The sequence below is a fragment of the Alteromonas sp. KUL17 genome, from assembly GCF_006538305.1.
Classification (GTDB): Bacteria; Pseudomonadota; Gammaproteobacteria; order Enterobacterales; family Alteromonadaceae; genus Alteromonas; species Alteromonas macleodii.
The window spans coordinates 61,580-80,705 of sequence record NZ_BJKJ01000014.1 but is presented as its reverse complement, the minus strand read 5'-3'; the positions used below and the strand labels follow the sequence as shown (position 1 = coordinate 80,705).

At 45.8% G+C, this 19,126-nt stretch carries 16 protein-coding genes; 14 read left to right on the top strand and 2 right to left on the bottom strand.

Features of this window, described 5'->3' with window-relative positions; genetic code table 11:
- The first annotated feature begins 6 nt into the window (after window positions 1-6).
- From KUL49_RS13285 to KUL49_RS13240, 10 genes are all read left to right on the top strand, one after another.
- Window positions 7-2,007, top strand: a complete 2,001-nt coding sequence (locus KUL49_RS13285) for a penicillin-binding protein activator (protein WP_131137589.1) — start codon at window positions 7-9, stop codon at window positions 2,005-2,007.
- A 4-nt stretch (window positions 2,008-2,011) separates the two neighbouring features.
- Window positions 2,012-2,353, top strand: coding sequence for a YraN family protein (locus tag KUL49_RS13280; RefSeq protein WP_131137588.1), 342 nt, complete (start codon window positions 2,012-2,014; stop codon window positions 2,351-2,353).
- A gap of 182 nt (window positions 2,354-2,535) precedes the next feature.
- Window positions 2,536-3,624, top strand: a complete 1,089-nt coding sequence (locus tag KUL49_RS13275) for a glycosyltransferase family 4 protein (RefSeq protein WP_131137587.1) — start codon at window positions 2,536-2,538, stop codon at window positions 3,622-3,624.
- 177 nt (window positions 3,625-3,801) lie between these two features.
- Window positions 3,802-4,398 (top strand): phosphoheptose isomerase, encoded by a 597-nt coding sequence (locus KUL49_RS13270; RefSeq protein WP_014950522.1) that lies wholly within the window; start codon window positions 3,802-3,804, stop codon window positions 4,396-4,398.
- A 289-nt stretch (window positions 4,399-4,687) separates the two neighbouring features.
- A complete protein-coding gene (locus tag KUL49_RS13265; RefSeq protein WP_014950523.1) occupies window positions 4,688-5,263 on the top strand; it encodes a BON domain-containing protein in 576 nt (191 codons plus the stop codon).
- 19 nt (window positions 5,264-5,282) lie between these two features.
- Entirely contained in the window at window positions 5,283-6,665 is a 1,383-nt protein-coding gene (locus tag KUL49_RS13260; RefSeq protein ID WP_347400301.1) for an MFS transporter, read from the top strand.
- 125 nt (window positions 6,666-6,790) lie between these two features.
- The gene (locus KUL49_RS13255) at window positions 6,791-7,387 is read left to right on the top strand and encodes a hypothetical protein (RefSeq protein WP_075176855.1); all 597 of its coding nucleotides are present in this window, start codon (window positions 6,791-6,793) and stop codon (window positions 7,385-7,387) included.
- Between the two features lie 28 nt (window positions 7,388-7,415).
- Window positions 7,416-7,745 carry a multidrug efflux SMR transporter gene (locus KUL49_RS13250; protein ID WP_014950526.1) on the top strand — a complete coding sequence of 110 codons (330 nt, stop codon included), beginning with the start codon at window positions 7,416-7,418 and terminating at the stop codon, window positions 7,743-7,745.
- Window positions 7,746-7,761: 16 nt separating this feature from the next.
- Window positions 7,762-8,952, top strand: a complete 1,191-nt coding sequence (locus tag KUL49_RS13245; RefSeq protein WP_131137585.1) for a sensor histidine kinase — start codon at window positions 7,762-7,764, stop codon at window positions 8,950-8,952.
- On the top strand, window positions 8,949-9,569 hold the full coding sequence (locus KUL49_RS13240; protein ID WP_014950528.1) for a DNA-binding response regulator: 621 nt from the start codon (window positions 8,949-8,951) through the stop codon (window positions 9,567-9,569). Before KUL49_RS13245 ends, KUL49_RS13240 begins: the two co-directional genes overlap by 4 nt.
- A gap of 390 nt (window positions 9,570-9,959) precedes the next feature.
- On the opposite strand, the gene KUL49_RS13230 is transcribed toward KUL49_RS13240, so the two are convergent.
- Together KUL49_RS13230 and KUL49_RS13225 are read right to left on the bottom strand one after the other, a co-directional pair.
- Complete coding sequence (locus tag KUL49_RS13230) at window positions 9,960-10,232, bottom strand: hypothetical protein (RefSeq protein WP_039226219.1); 273 nt, start codon at window positions 10,230-10,232, stop codon at window positions 9,960-9,962.
- 125 nt (window positions 10,233-10,357) lie between these two features.
- On the bottom strand, window positions 10,358-12,676 hold the full coding sequence (locus tag KUL49_RS13225) for a TonB-dependent receptor (protein WP_131137584.1): 2,319 nt from the start codon (window positions 12,674-12,676) through the stop codon (window positions 10,358-10,360).
- Window positions 12,677-13,460: 784 nt separating this feature from the next.
- On the opposite strand from KUL49_RS13225, the gene KUL49_RS13220 reads away from it, so the two are divergent.
- From KUL49_RS13220 to acnD, 4 genes are all read left to right on the top strand, one after another.
- Entirely contained in the window at window positions 13,461-14,123 is a 663-nt protein-coding gene (locus tag KUL49_RS13220) for a GntR family transcriptional regulator (RefSeq protein ID WP_131137583.1), read from the top strand.
- Between the two features lie 65 nt (window positions 14,124-14,188).
- A complete protein-coding gene (prpB, locus tag KUL49_RS13215; protein WP_131137582.1) occupies window positions 14,189-15,067 on the top strand; it encodes a methylisocitrate lyase in 879 nt (292 codons plus the stop codon).
- A gap of 234 nt (window positions 15,068-15,301) precedes the next feature.
- Window positions 15,302-16,426, top strand: coding sequence for a 2-methylcitrate synthase (gene prpC / locus KUL49_RS13210; RefSeq protein ID WP_061486459.1), 1,125 nt, complete (start codon window positions 15,302-15,304; stop codon window positions 16,424-16,426).
- A 17-nt stretch (window positions 16,427-16,443) separates the two neighbouring features.
- Window positions 16,444-19,035: a Fe/S-dependent 2-methylisocitrate dehydratase AcnD gene (gene acnD / locus KUL49_RS13205; protein WP_131137581.1), complete on the top strand. Its 2,592-nt coding sequence runs from the start codon at window positions 16,444-16,446 to the stop codon at window positions 19,033-19,035.
- Window positions 19,036-19,126: the final 91 nt, after the last annotated feature.

Sequence of the window (19,126 nt, the reverse complement as noted above, 5' to 3'; positions counted from 1 at the left end):
GAAACTGTGCGTCATATTGGACAAGCTGGAAAAATCTTTACGCTATCAGCCGTCGCTTCTGTATTGGTGCTAACGGGCTGTGGAAGTACTCCTAAAACCCAGTCAAAGCCTGTGGTAGTGGAACCTACCCCAATTGAAACTACACAGGTTGAAGATAACGTCACACCTGAGCACAAACTCCTTGAAGCAAAAAAAGTATGGGAGCGCACCCGCAACAAAGAACAGCGCGATACGCTGTTGCTGCAAGCGGCTGACCTGTACCTTCAAAATCAACAGCCCGTTTTGGCTCAGCAAGTGCTATATGAGGTAAAAGAAGACGGAATTTCAGGGGTAAATCAATCTTATTACTCCCTTCTGGTAACCAAAGCCTATGCGGGAATGCCTGATGCCTCGGCAGAAGAATTACTGGCTATGTTGGATGGCGTAACCGGTACAGGCGAAACCGCATTTCAAAAAGCGGAGCTTCAAACCCAGCTCTTCACGCAGCAAGGCAACCTGGCTGCGGCAGCAAATAGCGTATTAAAGACCAATCTTACTGACGATGAAAAAGTGCAACAAGTTTGGCAGTGGATTACCTCTATTCCAGCATCGTCACTTGATTCAGTGGGCAGTACTTATCCCGACCTGTCTCCTTTCATTACTCTTCGCGAACTAACCGAAGAAAACGCGTCGTCACCGGAAAAATTAGCCAAAAGCCTGCAGCAATTCAAGCAGGTTTATCGCGGTCATGTATTAGAAAACGCTTTGCCTGAAAACGTGATTGAAGCAACCCAGCTTACCGATGCTGGCGCCAACGATATTGCGGTTTTACTACCACTTTCTGGCAGGTTAGCTCGCACAGGACAAGTCGTTAAAAATGGCATCATGGCGGCTTATTACACCGATGTTGAAAAGCGCCAAGATGAACACCTTCTACCTCGTCTTCGTTTTATCGACACCAACGAAGTGGATACACAGCATTTACTCAGCGAAATTGGCGATACCAAGTTCATCATTGGCCCTCTTTTAAAAGACACTGTTGAGCGTTTAATTCCCAGTTTGCCGCTTGGTGTGAACGTACTTGCATTAAACAGGCCTGACGAATTGCCAGACAATGCGTCTGCTAAAGGGTTGGCAACAGGATCATCTAATCCGGCGATAGCCGATGATGCTCTTGCCTCTGGTACAGGTCTCGCAGGTGATGACACACAAAATGAACTCCACTCATTAGGCTTGCCTACCTCGCTGAATTATTACGGGCTAGCACCAGAAGATGAAGCTAAGCAGCTTGCTGAATTTATCTTTAATAAAGGATATCGTGCGCCTATCGTTATTGCCGCACAAAGCAGTCTGTACCAGCGAATGGACGACACCTTTAAAAAGCACTGGCGAATACTCAACAATCAGGAAAACAAGCAGCGAGCCAACATAACGTCGGTATCGTTTAACGACAGTAATTCACTTCGAGAGGGAATTACACAGGCGCTAGATGTGGCGCAAAGCAACGAACGTATCAATCAAATTGAGTACATGACAAATGATGAAGTGTACAATATGCCTCGCAGTAGGCGTGATATTGATGCCATTGTTGCATTTGCCTCACCTCAAGACACAGAACTGCTTAACCCCATTATCGAAGCGAGCTTAAACCCATACGATGGCAAACAAGTCCCCGTGTATGCCACCTCTCGTTCAATGGATTACGACAGCGGGAAAAACCAATGGCGTGACCTGCAGAATGTGCACTTTATCGACATGCCTTGGTTAATGCCTTCACATAGTTGGCAACCTCTTCAGCAGGAGGTTGAACAGGCTTGGCAAAATCAAAATACTATGCAAAAACGTTTATTTGCGTTCGGTTTTGATGCCTATCAGTTGTTGCCTCAGCTAGGCATGCTTAACACACTGAAATATCTTTCACACGAAGGGTTAACGGGTACACTTTCCCTTAATCAACAAGGTGAAGTAATACGCAAACAGCCTCAGGCAATTATTCGTAACGAAAAAGTTCAAATGCTTTCGGAGTAAAATTATGTCAACACTGCAAGGGAATGCAGCAGAAGACAAGGCCTGTAAATATCTGATGGAACAAGGCCTTACTCTTCGATGTCGAAATTACCACACTCGGCGTGGCGAGCTCGACATTGTAATGCAAGACGGCAGCACCATAGTGTGCGTTGAAGTTAAATACCGAAGACGAAATCAGTTTGGCAGTGCTCTAGAGTTTGTGACTGCCAAAAAGCTCCAGCGAATTCAGGCTGCGTTTGATTTCTATTTGTTAGATAATGGCTTAAATCCAGCGTCTACTTCTCTGCGAATAGACGTTGTTGCCATAGACGGAGACAACCTTCAGTGGTTGAAGAACGTGGGCTAAAGACTGACAATATCCAGCTTTTAAACTGATGTCCCCCCAGAGAGGACTAGAAGCGTACGCCAACGATGAGCGCGGCCGATATTGATGAAAATGTCTTTATGTCAGAAGTATTCCGTTTGTTTTATCTTATGATTTGCAACCCTTCATCGGTTTGATGAAAGTTTCTTAGGTTCCCACAAATAATGAGTCATCCCAACAACAAGGTTTCGTCCAGCAGCGTTGATAACCAAGAAATAGAGCTAATAGTCGGCAACTCCAGCTCTAATTTTTCTGGCGTAACGTCTACGATGCTGCAAGTAACATCGCTACAGAAGCATATGATTAATTTGCGGATAATGGGCAAGCATTTTGTTCCAGACCCATCAATGACTATAACTTTTTGGGAGGTCGCAAAAATGTGTCGACGCCCGCTTAGTAATGGTAAGTGGCGAATTTTTCATGCACGTCGCGTTGACGAGATGATTCAGGGTGTGATCCTCAAATACGTGTTTCGCGCCAAGATAAAGCTTGTATTTAGCTCTGCCGCTCAGCGAAAGCGTTCGGCTTCTACGGTGTGGTTAAGCAATAAAATGGATGCGGTTATTGCAATGAGTAATCGCTCTGCAAAATATCTAAATAAGCCCCCCGCCAAGATAAATCTCCACGGTGTGCAAATAGACAACTACACGCCAGCAGAAAACAAGCAAGAAGCATGGCAAGCATTAGGCTACGGCGGCAAGTACGGCATTGGTATTCTGGGCAGAGTTAGAGAGCAAAAAGGCGTTCACCTATTTGTTGAAGCGTGCATCAAAGTATTGCCCAAATACCCTGACGTGAACGCGGTAGTTGTAGGTGCCATATCATCAAGTAACCAAGAGTTTGTTAACGAGCTAAAAGAAAAAATTTCTGAAGCCGGGTTAACCGACCGAATTGTTTTCACCGGTGAGCTGCCGTTTGAGCAAATTCCTAGAATCTTCAGTGCATTGTCACTAGTAAGCGCGCTTAGCTATAACGAAGGGTTTGGATTAACTGTACCTGAAGCCATGAGTGCTGGAGCTGCGGTATTAGCTACTCAGGCGGGCGCATGGGAAGACATCGTTAGGCCAGGCGTTGACGGGTATATTGTTCCTACCAAAGACCAGCAAGCTGTCACAGAAAAGATGGATTTGCTGCTTTCAGATATGGACAAACTCGCAGAAATGGGCAAAGCCGGACGCGAACACGTTGTGAAAAATTTTAAAGTTGAAGATGAAGCAAGAAACTTGGTTGAGTTTTTTCGCACGCTTCAATAAAAAATGCGGGTTGATTATCGCGAGCGATAAACGTTAGGCCTTTTTCTCTCGCGCTGAGGCAACAGTTTAAACCTCTGACTTTCAGATACTGGCCATTACAAAAATCAAGGCGCTGTAATGCAGCGCAAAAAATTTCACTAAATGGTCTGCCATTTGGTGAAAACAAAGAGATGACACATGATTGAACAGATAAAAGCGAATTTTACCGAGAGCATACAAACCAAAATAGCGGCATCGGAAATATTGCCAGAGCATATTGAGAAAGCGGCGTACATGATCGTTGAAGCCTTAATTAGAGGTAATAAAGTACTGAGCTGTGGTAATGGCGGGTCTGCAGGTGATGCGCAACATTTTGCTTCCAACATGCTCAATCGCTACGAGCGCGACCGTCCCAGCTTACCGGCAATCGCATTAAGCACAGACACCTCAACCCTGACGTCTATTGCGAATGACTATAACTTCGAAGAAATATTTGCGAAGCAAGTACGAGCGCTCGGCCAACCCGGAGATATACTGTTGGCTATTTCAACCAGTGGTAACTCTCGTAACGTCATAGCAGCGATGGAAGCGGCATTATCTCGCGATATGACCATTGTCGCGCTTACTGGCAAAGACGGCGGTGAAATGGCGGGCTTTTTAAGTGAACATGATGTAGAAATTCGCGTACCGTCAAACCGCACTTCGCGTATTCAAGAAGTTCATTTACTGGTAATTCACAATTTATGTGAATGCATTGACGACAGCTTATTCCCTGCCGATCACGGCGACGAGTAGTAATACCAGTCCGCATAGATAATTACCCACTCAGCGAGAGTTAAAATGTTCGTAATCGCGGCGTGTTACAGTAGGTATAGTGGTTCTACATCAAGGTGACACAACAAAAAGTACGAACATTTTAAACTCGCCCTTCGGGAAGGTCTGGCAAGCTTCCTAGCTTCATTCTGGGAATTTGAAAGGGAACAGCCATTCCTGCATTCCCACGCTTTGCTATGAAGCTTGCCAGCGCCTTCTGAGTGGGCAATGATCTATGCGGATTGGTATAAAACAGATAGCGAGGACACAAGTGAAAAATTTGGGACTACTGGGTTCTTTATTAGCCCTAATTCTTACATTACAAGGGTGTGTAGTGGCCGTTGGAGCTGCAGGCGCTATGGCTGCGAAAGTGGCTAATGACAGACGTACTGTGGGCACGCAGCTTGATGACCAAAATGCCGATGCTGCGGTGTCGTATCAATGGTCGAAAAGCGATGCGCTTAAAGAGCAGGCTAACCTTCAAGTGGATGTTTATAACGGTGTAGCGTTGCTAACCGGGCAAGCGCCAAACCAAGGCTTAGTTGACGAAGCTGTGCGCCGTGCCCAAGAAGTAAGCTATATCAAAAAAATTCACAACCAAATTAGAATTGGCGAGGCGATAGGTGCAGGCACACAAGCCAACGACCTGTGGTTAGCGTCAAAAGTGCGTACTAAAATTGTGGCAGACGAACGAGTGCCTGCTCTACAAGTTAAGGTAGTGGTTCAAGATTCAGAAGTATTCCTGATGGGTCGGTTAACCAATTTAGAAGCCACAGCCGCTGTAGATATTGCTCGTAATATTACGGGTGTCGCGCGCGTAGTTAGAGCATTTGAAATTGTTCAATAGAGAGTTCGCCACTGCCCTTTTGGTTGCAGGGGCACTCTTTATGGAAATTTTAGACGCCACGGTTATCACCACGGCGTTACCTGTCATTGCTGCCGACTTCAATGTGCCGGCAGCCCACCTATCTATTGGTGTATCGGCATACTTGGTAGCCGTAACACTCTTTATTCCATTAAGTGGTTACGCAGCCGATAAATTTGGCGCACGCACTATATTTGTAGCAGCGATTGCCATTTTCACTTTTGCCTCGGTGCTTTGTGGTCTGAGTACCAGCTTATTCGAATTTACCTTATCTCGCATTCTTCAAGGTTTAGGCGGGGCAATGATGGTTCCCGTGGGAAGATTAGTGGTTCTGCGGGACTTGCCAAAGGAAAAGCTGGTAAAAACCGTGGCCATTATAACCTGGCCTGCGTTAAGCGCACCGCTACTAGGCCCTGTGCTAGGCGGCTACATCGCCACTCATTTCAGCTGGCAGTGGATTTTTTATATGAATATTCCACTGGGCATAATCGCTATCATCTCATCACTGTATCTCCTTAAAAACATCAAAGGCAATGTAGGTAAATTCGATATTAAAGGCTTTTTGCTCACCGGCATCGGCTTTGCGCTGTTTATGGCGGGGATCGAGTTTTTAGCGAGTACCAGCGACAAGCTTATTCGACCACTTGGCATCATCTCTATTGGCTTAGTACTCATGGTATTGGCAGTCAAACACGTAAAAACGGCCAAGAATCCACTATTTTCTTTCGATGCGATGCAACACAAAACCTTCCGGCTTACTGTGTTTGGCGGCTCTGTTATGCGTGTCGCACTTGGCAGTGCACCGTTTCTTGTACCACTCATGCTCCAGCTTGGATTAGGTTACTCACCTGTAGAAGCCGGCTCACTGTTGCTGTGGCTGTTTGCTGGAAACTTAGCGATAAAGCCAGCGACAACGTGGATCATGAATACCTTCGGCTTCAAACGCGTGCTTGTAGTAAACGGCGTGCTCATCGCCCTTGGTTTTGTGGCGCTCGCGATGATAAATCACTCCACATCGTCATTTACTATTGCCGTTATTTTATTTGTTAACGGTATTACTCGCTCAATGCACTTAACGCTAATAAACACCATTGCTTTTGCCGACGTCCCCCCCAATAAAATGCGAGACGCAAACACACTAGGCGCCATTTTAATGCAAATGAACCGCGGTCTTGGTATTACCCTTTCTGCGCTCGCTATCGCTGCTGCAGCATTCATTCTTGGACAAAGTGCCAATATGCCAAACCTACAAACGTTTACGCTATCTATGATGTTTATGGCCGCAGTAGCACTTGTCAGCATTTACGATAGCTTAATGCTGTCTAAGGAAGATGGTGATTCAGTGTTAAACAAACGAAAAGCGAAAAAAGCACGACAGACTTAGTTAATAGGCTTCATTAAGTGAACTGATGACAATTGTCATACGCGATTGGTGACGTTTGTGACTAACGCAATCTGAGGTACCTCGGCATACTTTACCTATAGACATTACAACATTAGGTAAAGCTCATGGAACAAGTATCTCACGCTTCGTCAATAACTCCCGTTCAGAATGCTTCCATCCCATTGGAACAGCAGCGGGAAGATTTTAAAAAGAACCGATTCATTGCCATGCCGCTGGCAGGCACTGTTGTTTGGGCTCTGCTTGGTATCAGCGCTCCCTTTGTATCTGAATTAACCATAACCTGGTTGCTGTATATCGGCACAGGTGCCATCTTCTACCTCGGTGCAGGCCTTTCCTACCTCACCGGTGAGCGATTTTTTGCCAAGAAGGCGGCAAAGAACAGTTTTGATCGTCTTTTCTTCGTTGGCATGATCATGAGCCTAATGGTATTTGCCATTGCGCTTCCCGTTGCAGCCATCGACCACACCACCGTCCCTTTGAGTATTGGCATTCTCGCAGGCCTGATGTGGATGCCTTTATCATGGGCTATCGAACACTGGATAGGCTACTTTCACACCCTAACCAGAACCTTCGGCATCGTCGCCGCCTGGTACTTGTTTCCCGATGCAAGGGTAGAGGCAATATCGGCTGTGATTGTCGCTGTCTACATTGTGTCATTAATCACCCTTGAACGCCGTTTTCAATCAATCAAATCTAACTAATTTCACTTTAATTAAGAAGGAATGCACTATGACTTATTTACTTTTAGCAGTTGCAGTTATCACCGAAGTTACCGCTACCATGCTGCTTAAAATGTCGAACGGATGGGAGAAATGGGCTTTTGGGTACGGCGCTATCTTTTTCTACGCGATATCTGGAATGCTGTTTGCCATGGTCTTAAAGAATATGGGAATTGGGGTCGCCTACGCCATTTGGTCGGGCATGGGAATCGCACTTATCACCGCCGCTTCGGTGGTATTTTGGAAACAAACTTTCGACATTTATGCCGTGCTGGGTATTATGTTGATTATCTCTGGTACGCTGCTAATTACTAGCAAGTCTGCCGTTGTATTTCAGTAGGGACGAAGTACTCACAATGCTCAGCAATAAAAGCATACAAGATAGTAACAGCGCGGTGCCTGCCGTCAAAAACGAGAGCGCCGCGCCTGACATGCCCCTTTTGGCAAGTGGACGGAAAAAGCGCTGGTCTCACGGAAGCTTGTTTTTTTCACTGTTCTTTTTTGTTCCACTTATTATTTCCCGTCCTCTTCCCATCGAAACATGGGTGCTTCAAACCCTGGGATACCTTAGCTTTGTCATTCTTTACATTAAAGCCATAAACCAGCCTGTTAAAACACTGCCCACTTATTTGCTACTCATGTTTCTACTTTCGGTAGCATGCAGCTTTCAAAACCCTGGTGGCGCAACCATTATCGGCTTTATTGCTTTTATCGTAGGTTATTACAATTCGCTCAAGACAGGCATAATGAGCATAGGCGTGATGATGCTGGTACTCGTGTCACTGCACATTACCGTATTTAATAACGCACATTTTCTTTTAAGTGCTTCGTTGCTCAACAGCTTAGTGCTATTCGGGTTTGGTGTTATGGAGCGCAAAGAAACGCTCCATAGTCTGAAAGAGAGCCAGCAGGCCGAAGCACTACGAGTATTGTCTGCGATCGCTGAACGTGAGCGAATAGGCAGAGACTTACATGATGTTGCGGGTCACGCACTCAGCTCTATTTCGTTAAAGGCACAACTGGCCGATAAACTTATAAGCAAAGATAAGATTGAAGACGCGCATCGCGAGGTAAAAGCGCTGGCACAGCTTTCTCAAGCGCTACTGAGTGATATTCGTCAAGCAGTGTCAGATATCAAGCAGCTTTCTCTTAGCGATGAAATAGCAAAAGACAAATCACTGTTAGAAGAAAACGGCTTTAATGTTACAACCGATATTGAAGGCGGCGCTGAAGCACGTTTAAGCGCTAAACAAGAAAGCCAGCTTGCGCTTATTATCAAAGAGCTGACAACCAATACCTTGCGCTATTCAAACGGTAACGCGGTATCCCTTGGTCTTGAAGTTAATGAGCAAACCGTGAAAATGACCTATAAAGATCATGGCGTAGTTGAGAACACCGCATCAATTAAAGAAGGAAACGGATTAATGGGAATTAGAGAACGCGCGGCGTCTATTCATGCGGATGTGGACATTTCTTTCCTTCCCCACCCTATTGTCAGGGTTCAGCTTACTGCCGAGCAAGCTTTGTCACATAAGGCTTCCCTATGAACTCAAAAGCGCCAACTACTATTTTGATTGTTGAAGATCAGTCGCTGGTTCGCGATGCCATTGCCATGCTTCTGTCATTAGAAGACGACTTAACCATTGTTGAAAAGTGCAGTAATGGAAAGGAAGCCATTGATTATTTAAATGATAACCCTGCACCACACATTATTTTGAGCGATATTGAAATGCCGCTGGTTTCAGGGCTAGATCTAGCCGCCCACATTGCAAAGCAAAATCTCAATACCAAGGTGGTATTAATGACTACCTTTTCTAAACCAGGCTACATAAAGCGTGCATTAAGTTTAGGGGTTAAGGGTTTTATATTGAAAGAGTCTGACAGCGACTACCTGATAGATGCCATTCACAAAGTCTCTGCGGGAGAAAAGGTAATTTCGACTGAGCTCGCCATCATGGCTCTTGACGACAACAATCCACTGTCGCAAAAAGAAATGTCTGCACTAAAACTTGCTTCAGAAGGGCTTAAAACCCAAGGCATTGCTCAATCGCTGTTTTTATCTGAAGGTACGGTAAGAAACTACCTCTCAGAGGCTATTTCAAAGCTCGATGCGACCAACCGCGTAGATGCTGCTCGCATAGCTAAACAAAAAGGTTGGCTCTAATAAAGGTTTAAAACCACGTCGTAGCAATTGCTGTAGACGTCGGTATATTTAGCTTTTCAGACAAACCGGTAAGCACGCGTTCGGGACCGTATACGATACCTTGCTGTTTGGCGGTCCATACGCAGGTTAAAATACTCGTACCTTTGCGTAATTCACACTGCCACTTAGCGGTCGTTTCAGCGAGCCGTTCATAGTCATCTTCTATTTCCCAACCTCCGTCTACATGGTCTACGATAAGTTGTTCAAATTGAGCGAACGGAATAGGTTGAATGATTACCCATTCGTTTTTCTTAAACTTTTTTCTAACCGCGATTTTTTAAAACTGGTAAACAATCCCACGCTCCATCTCCGTATGATTGAAAGGCCCTACTTACTACAAAAGCACGTCTTCTATTTCGACACCGTTCCCATAATCTGCCCTGAAGGTGTTGGACAAGAACACGATGTTCCAACCATTTCACTATTTGACGTTGGGCACGCGCCATACTCACCGTTTCCGCTATAACGACATTGGTTACCAAATTCAGGTTTAGCAACTGCAACCTTGCCGTTTTTCTTCGCGTTTATATCTTCATCGTCGGGTAAATACACCGTGTAGGTACACCCTGACAAAAGCATATTAACAACAAGAAAACCAATACCGTAAAGTGCTTTCACTTTCATAAATAGTTGCTGGGCATTTTTAGAACAGTTTTAAAACTATGCTAATAATGAAGATAAAACAAGAAAAAATAAGCAAAAAAAGCCAGTCTTTAGACTGGCTTTATAATTGTAACTCGTTGTAGCTATTAGAATTCAGTTGAGAACCTAACACCAAACTCGCTTGCGTCGTTGCTTAGAATTTGCAGGATGTAGTCGTTCGTATTTAAACGCGCGTTATCATAACGCTCATCAAAAATGTTTCGACCATAAAGCGCTACGGTATACGCATCATTTGCTGGTGTATAAGCAATGTCAAAGTTCACTAGCTCTCGGCTCTCTAGCTTCGTCATCCGCTCAGGCGCGGACAAAGGCTCTCCATACATGTCATCGCGCCATGAATAGTCTATACGAGCCCTAATCGAACTACCGTCACCAAGTTCGAACTCGTAACTTGGTGCAATAGCTACTGTCCACTTAGGTGTAAGAGGCGCAACATCAGCCAGAATAGCACCGTCACTATTTACAACTTCATCTACGTCAACGTCGATAAAGCCAACACTTCCTTGGAGTGAGAACTGCCCAAGACTAAGGGTACCATCCCACTCAATACCTCTAGAAGTTTGTTCGGTAGGAATGACGCGTGTAATAAAGCCGCTTTCGGTTGTTTCACTAAACTGTACTGGTAGATTTTCATACTCGGTGTTGAATATCGAGATACTCATATCAAGATACTCGGTGAATCGACCCTTTAAACCAATTTCGTAGTTTGTCGCAGTTATATTATCTGTTGCTTTAAAGTCATTATCAGAAACTACCGCATTTACAGCTGCCTCTAAAGCAACTTGGTCACCACTCCCCAACGCACCGAAACCACCTTCATCGGCGAACTCACTGATAAGGAAGTATGGACGAGCAGGATATTGGCCACCTTGATAACCAGTCTGGATAGTAGCGTAACCAGTTAGGCCATTATCAAACGTATAGTTAGTGGCGAGTTCCCATGTTACTTCGTTCCAATCGTTTGAATCGGAAATTGTACCTAAAGGTCCAAATACATTTGCAGACGCGTCTTTTTCATCTTCTGTGTAGCGAATACCACCAGAAACACTTAGATCATCAGTGAGGTCGTGACGCATGTTTAAATACACAGCTTTTGAAGTAGTTTCCTGGTCAAGTTGTAAAAGGTTCGGGCCGCCATTAAAGTTAGAATCGTCACCCTGGCGGTTACTCCCCTCTTCGTTAAAGTAGTAAAGACCGGTTACAAAGTCAGTATATTCGTTGATATAGCCGTTAAGCTGAAGTTCGATTGATGTTTGATCGGCTTCGCCGCGCTCGGGGAACTGGTCTAATGAGAACGCCGTGCCGTCATCGTCAAGACCTGCTTTGTACTTCGACGTACGCTGGCTCGCTACCACTTTTGCCGTATAGTCGTCGTTGATATCCCATTCAGTAGTTAATGAGAGGCCGCGTGCTTCGTTTGACACGCCCGTAACTGCTTCAGTACTAGTCGCATTATCATAACGGTCTGTACCAGCTGGAATAACATCTGTGTTTCTCAACGGGCCGCTTGGAATAGGGTCGCCATTACCATCTATCCCTGTGTAATAACGTCCCGTTGGCACTTCATCAATAAGCACAGTATACGGACGCAGACCGCCATCACCATTGTTAGCATCTGCAGTTAATACCATGCGGAAGTCATTTGATGGCTCCCACTTAAGCGAAACACGACCTGAAATATCTTCAGTTTCACCTACGTCGTATTCAGCATTTGGCACGTTAATAAATTCACCAAGGCCATCACGCTTGTTAAATGCCAAATTCATATTGAACGCAACAGTTTCTGATAGGGCATGATTAACAAAAAGGTCTGCTTTTACGCGACCGCGAGTACCAAACTCAGTGTTGATTTTGGTTACATCACCTTGGTCTGGCTCTTTTGTGATGATGTTAATTGCACCACCAATTGAGTTACGACCATATAGCGTTCCTTGAGGGCCACGAAGTACCTCAATACGCTCAATATTATTTAGGCTCCAGTTTTGACCAACTTGGCGGCCTAGGTAAACACCGTCTACATAAACACTAACACCAGGGTCGGTGGTGATAAGGTGATCTTGAAGACCGATACCACGAATAAACGGGTTAACTGAAGACGTGTGACCAGCAGAGAAACCAGTAACATTTAGGTTTGGTACAAACTTACCAACGTCAGTCAGGTCAGTAATACCTTGAGAAGCTAACTTGTCGCCGTCAAAGGCGCTGATAGCAATTGGCACTTCATAAATAACTTGAGGGCGTTTTGTCGCGGTAACGGTAATGGCTTCAAACTTTTGTTCTTCGGTTGCTTCAGCCTCTTGAGCAACGGCAGTGTTTGAAAGAGCTGGAACGGTCATCGCTACTGCTAGTGCGACAGGTGAAAGCTTACTGGCGAGTGCCTTAGACACGTCAGTATTGGTTTTCATGGTATAACCCCTTTGCGTGAGTGTTAGGTGTAATAATATTTTTAGATTGCTTCAAGTTCTTCTTTGGAACTTTGAAAGACTAAACTCACTAATTTAAGAGGCGCACATAACCTTGTGCTTATACTGGATTACAGGCAATAAAAAAGTAAGTCGCAATAAAACATTACAAACTTACTTTCAATAAAACTCTGCTTTAAAAGTAGAACTTACTTTCCCAGCCCTCTAAAATTCAGTAGAAGAATTTAGGCTTGAAGACTGGAACGATATGTTACCGTTAGATTGTGATCTTGCAAAGTAAAATATTACACTTTTACTAAAATAAAACTTTAAAATTAGACTAATTGGTTAGGTTAAGCAGCAAGGTTACGATTTCTTCAAAATCCAAAAAAGCGTTTAAATATCAAACAAATAAACATAACAATCACCTAATGAAGTCTATTTAGAACGATCAATCAACACCTAGACCAAATGGACAAACTTTAATCAACTAACTCATTACAGATATTTCTGTTGTGATGCAGGTTACGATACATAATTCCAATCAATACGCTTACCAAACTTTCACCCCCGCAGTGATAGCGCGAGAAAGCTAGATCCGACAACTAGTTTGTCGTTTATGTTCAGATAGAGCCAGAGCTTTCTACACCTGTTTTAAGCAATAGTTTTAAACACGTCTGTAAGACCAAAAGCTTACGCCCGTTGTCGACAATTCATACTAAAAAGGTTGAAAAAACCCTATAACAGGCCTATATTGTCGACATTAGTTAATTAAAGACGATGTAAAGTGTTAGTAAAAAGCGAACAAGCCATCACCAATGCCGACCGCACTTTCTTTCAACTAAGGAAGGATATTGTTGAGGGCGTTATTTCAGCGGGCAGCAAGCTAAGTGAAATGGAATTGTCGACAAAGTATGAAGTCAGTCGCGCCGTTATTCGTGAAGCCATAAACCGTCTTGCCACCTGCCACCTTGTTGAACGCAAGGCTAACGTAGGTGCTCGAGTGGTTGCCCTGTCTCCAGAAGGCCTAATTCAGCTATACCAAGTGCGCGAAGCGCTAGAAGGTATGGCCGCTCGCTTAGCTGCACGCAACATGAGCGATGATGAGATTGCCGATATGCAGGCGCTGCTAGATAGCCATTTCGACAAAGTGAAAGACGGCCAAAGCTATTATCAAGAAGCCGGCGATGTAGACTTTCACTACAGAATTGTAACTGGCAGTAAAAACGATCATCTCATCAGTGTGCTTGTAGACGGGCTTTACCATTTAGTGCGCATGTATCGCGTACAGCTCGGTATGGCTGGCCCTCGCGTAAGCACTGCTTTTGATGAGCACAGACACATCGTAAACGCCATTGCTAATCGCGACGAGGAACTGGCTGAAATGCTAATGCGTCGCCACATACTTTATTCAAAAAACAATATTGAGAAGAAGCTTAATAATGGCTAACACCACTCAGTCTTCTTCAACCCTAATTCACCTCTACCCTACTTTCAAATAAGCGAGTGATTATCATGAGTGCAGGAAAGAAATTCAGAACCGCATTAGAGAACAACAAACCGCTACAAATTGTCGGCACCATTAACGCCTATACTGCCATGATGGCAAAGGCCATTGGGCACCAAGCAATTTATCTTTCAGGTGGTGGTGTAGCGAATGCGTCTTATGGCCTACCGGACTTAGGCATGACGTCACTTAATGATGTGATTGCAGATGTTCAGCGCATTACCAGCGCATGCGATCTTCCGCTCATGGTAGACATCGACACAGGTTGGGGCGGCGCATTTAACATTGCCAAAACTATTCGCGATATGGAAAAAGCAGGCGCGGCGGCAGTTCATATGGAAGACCAGGTTGCGCAAAAGCGCTGTGGTCACCGTCCTAACAAAGAAATTGTTAGCACAGAAGAAATGGTAGACCGCATAAAAGCTGCAGTTGACGCCAGAACTGACCCAGACTTTTTCATTATGGCGCGCACCGATGCGTTTGCGCAAGAAGGCTTAGACAAAGCCATTGAGCGTGCAAAAGCCTACGTAGCAGCGGGTGCTGACGGCATATTTGCAGAAGCAGTTCAAACTGAAGAGCACTACCGCGCATTCTCAGAAGCATTAGATGTACCTATCCTTGCCAATATTACTGAGTTCGGCAAAACCGAACTATGGAACAAAGAAGAGCTTGGCGAATGGGGAGCAGACATGGTGCTTTACCCATTAAGTGCATTCCGTGCCATGAATAAAGCAGCAGAAATGGTGTACAAATCTATACTTGAAAACGGTGACCAAAAATCCGTTGTCGACAGCATGCAAACTCGTATGGAATTGTACGATTATCTTGGCTACCACGAATACGAGCAAAAGTTAGATGCCCTATTCGCCCAAGGCAAAAATCAGTAAACAGATAAATTCAGATTGAAGTTGTCGGGCACGAAGATGCAGGGGTGAAGTACAGTTCCATGCCCCTCTGAGGCATGGATGCCGAGGCGGAGCCCCCATGGATGGGTTCACGGCGTGGCAGGGGGCTGAGCTTTGCCCCTGCAGCCAATGTGCCCGCCAACTTCAAGCGTCCAAATTACTCACTATTTTCAATTAAGAGTACCTTACAAATTACACAAGACCGGAGACAACAAGATGGCTAAACAGTTAAGTGGCGCGGGTTTACGCGGCCAAGTTGCAGGCAAAACAGCATTATCAACCGTAGGTAAATCAGGTTCTGGTTTAACGTATCGTGGTTACGACGTAAAAGACTTAGCGCAAAACTGTCAATTTGAAGAAGTAGCGTACCTTATTCTTAAGGGCAAGCTACCTAACCAGTCTGAGCTAGATGCTTATAAAACTAAGCTTCGCGGTATGCGCGGTCTTCCAACAGCACTCAAAGAAGTGCTAGAGCGCATTCCAAAAAATGCCCACCCAATGGACGTACTTCGCACGGGCTGTTCAATGCTGGGTAACCTTGAAATGGAAACCAGCTTCGACCAGCAACAAGATGTTACCGATCGTATGTTAGCGTGTTTCCCAAGCATCATTTGTTACTGGTACCGCTTCTCGCACGATGGCGTGCGCGTAGACGTTGAAACCGATGACGACTCAATTGGTGGTCACTTCCTACATATGCTTCATGGCGAAAAGCCTCGTGAGCTGCACGAGCAAGTCATGCATGTTTCGCTAATTCTCTATGCAGAGCACGAGTTTAACGCGTCTACTTTTACTGCACGTGTTTGTGCATCAACTTTATCTGATATGCATTCTTGCGTAACCGGTGCTATCGGCTCACTTCGCGGTCCACTTCACGGCGGTGCTAACGAAGCCGCTATGGAAATGATTGAAGGCTTCACTTCACCTGATGATGCTGAAGAAAAAATGATGGGTATGCTTGAGCGCAAAGAGAAGATCATGGGCTTTGGTCACGCGATTTACTCAGAGTCTGACCCGCGTAATGAGATCATTAAGCAATGGTCTGAAAAACTGGCTGCTGATGTGGGTGACGACGTACTTTACCCTGTGTCTGTTCGCTGTGAAGAAGTGATGTGGCGCGAGAAGAAGCTTTTCTGTAACGCCGATTTCTTCCATGCCTCTGCGTATAACTTTATGGGTATCCCTACGCCGTTGTTCACACCAATCTTCGTAATGTCGCGCCTAACGGGTTGGGCAGCACACGTTATGGAACAGCGCGCTGACAACCGTATTATTCGTCCATCAGCAGAATACACAGGCGAAGAGCTACGCCCAGTGCCAGCTATTAGCGAACGCGCTTAAGATAAGGTTGGGGTTTTATGAATATTGATTACCGTAAACCGCTTCCAAACGCGGGTATCGATTTTTTCGATACCCGTGAAGCGGTAGATGCTATTGAGCCTGGCGCCTACGCCAAGCTGCCTTATACGTCGCGTGTACTGGCTGAAAACTTAGTGCGCAAATGTGCACCTGAAATGCTAACTGATTCGCTTAAGCAGCTTATTTACCGCAAGCGCGACTTAGACTTTCCGTGGTTTCCTGCCCGCGTGGTGTGCCACGATATCTTGGGCCAAACGGCACTGGTAGACTTAGCGGGGCTTCGCGATGCTATTGCAGCAAAAGGCGGCGATCCGGCGAAGGTTAACCCTGTTGTTCCAACACAGCTGATTGTGGATCACTCACTAGCGGTAGAGCATGCTGGTTTCGAGAAAGACGCGTTTGAAAAGAACCGCGCTATTGAAGACAGACGCAACGACGACCGTTTCCACTTTATCAACTGGACAAAAACCGCATTTAAAAACGTGGATGTTATCCCCCCGGGTAACGGTATTATGCACCAGATAAATTTGGAGCGTATGTCACCGGTTATTCAAGCTCGCGATGGCGTAGCATTCCCAGACACACTAGTAGGTACCGACAGCCACACGCCGCATGTTGATGCACTTGGCGTAATTGCTGTGGGCGTTGGCGGCCTTGAAGCGGAAAGCGTTATGCTAGGCCGTGCGTCTTACATGCGTCTGCCAGACATTGTAGGTGTTGAACTTACCGGCAAACCACAGCCAGGCATTACCGCAACCGACATTGTATTAGCATTAACAGAGTTCTTGCGTAAAGAGCGTGTGGTATCTGCGTATTTGGAATTTTATGGCGAAGGTGCGTCGCACCTAACGCTGGGCGACCGAGCTACCATTTCCAACATGACGCCGGAATACGGCGCCACTGCGGCCATGTTCTACATTGACCAGCAAACCATTGATTACTTGCGCCTGACTGGACGTGAAGAAAAGCAAATTGCATTGGTTGAACAATACGCCAAGCATACCGGTTTATGGGCAGATGACTTAGCAACAGCAGAATACGAGCGCGTGCTTACGTTCGACCTTTCTGCTGTTGGCCGTAACATGGCTGGCCCTTCGAACCCTCACGCTCGCTTGCCTACCAGCGACTTAGAAACTCGCGGCATTGCTGCGAAGTGGGATGAAGAAGAAGGCAAAATGCCTGATGGCGCGGTTATTATCGCAGCTATTACAAGTTGTACCAATACATCTAACCCGCGCAATGTTATTGCGGCAGGTCTGCTTGCACGCAACGCCAACGAGTGCGGTTTAACCCGCAAGCCGTGGGTTAAAAGCTCGCTAGCGCCTGGCTCTAAAGCCGTTAAGCTTTATCTTGAAGAAGCTAACCTAATGAGCGAGTTGGAAGATTTAGGCTTTGGCGTTGTAGCATTTGCCTGTACTACCTGTAACGGCATGAGCGGCGCGCTAGACCCGAAAATTCAGCAAGAAATCATCGACCGCGATCTTTACTCAACAGCAGTATTGTCGGGTAACCGTAACTTCGACGGCCGTATTCACCCTTACGCAAAGCAAGCATTCTTAGCATCGCCACCACTGGTTGTGGCTTACGCCATCGCCGGTACCGTGCGCTTTGATATTGAAAAAGACGTATTGGGCACCGACAAAGAAGGCAACCCAGTAACGCTTAAAGACATTTGGCCAAGCGACGAAGAAATTGACGCTATTGTAGCGAAATCGGTGAAGCCAGAGCACTTCAGAAAAGTGTACGAGCCAATGTTCGACCTTAGCGTTGACTACGGAAAAGACATTAACCCGCTTTATGACTGGCGTGAAATGAGCACCTACATTCGTCGCCCGCCCTATTGGGAAGGCGCAATGGATGCTGAGCGCACCATGAAAGGTATGCGTCCACTGGCTATTTTGGGAGATAACATCACCACCGATCACTTGTCGCCTTCAAACGCTATTTTAGCCAGCAGTGCGGCAGGTGAATACCTTCATAAAATGGGCTTACCGGAAGAAGACTTTAACTCGTATGCTACACACCGTGGTGACCACTTAACCGCACAGCGCGCTACCCTTGCGAACCCGAAAGTGTTCAACGAGATGGTGCTTGAAAACGGTGAAGTGAAGCAAGGTTCACTGGCGCGCGTTGAGCCAGAAGGAGAAGTTATGCGCATGTGGGAAGCTATTGAAACCTACATGAACCGCAGACAGCCGCTGATTATTGTTGCTGGCGCTGACTACGGTCAGGGCTCGTCACGAGACTGGGCAGCCAAAGGCGTGCGCCTTGCGGGTGTTGAAGTGATTGTAGCTGAAGGTTTCGAACGTATTCACCGCACTAATCTAATTGGTATGGGCGTATTACCCCTTGAGTTTAAACCAGGTACTACACGTAAAACACTAGAACTAGATGGCACAGAAACGTACGACGTAAGCGGCGAACCGTCACCAGGTGCAACGCTAACACTGGTAGTGAACCGTCAAAACGGCGAGCAACTAGACGTGCCGGTAACCTGCCGTTTAGACACTGCAGAAGAAGTCTCGATTTACAGCGCAGGCGGCGTATTACAACGCTTCGCCAAGGACTTCTTAGAAGCTGAAGCTAGCTGATTGTGATAGGAAGACCTTTCAGTGGGAGGAGGTGAATTAGTTACAGGGCACGCCCTAAATACGTCCCTATAGGCTCCCAACTCGCATACTT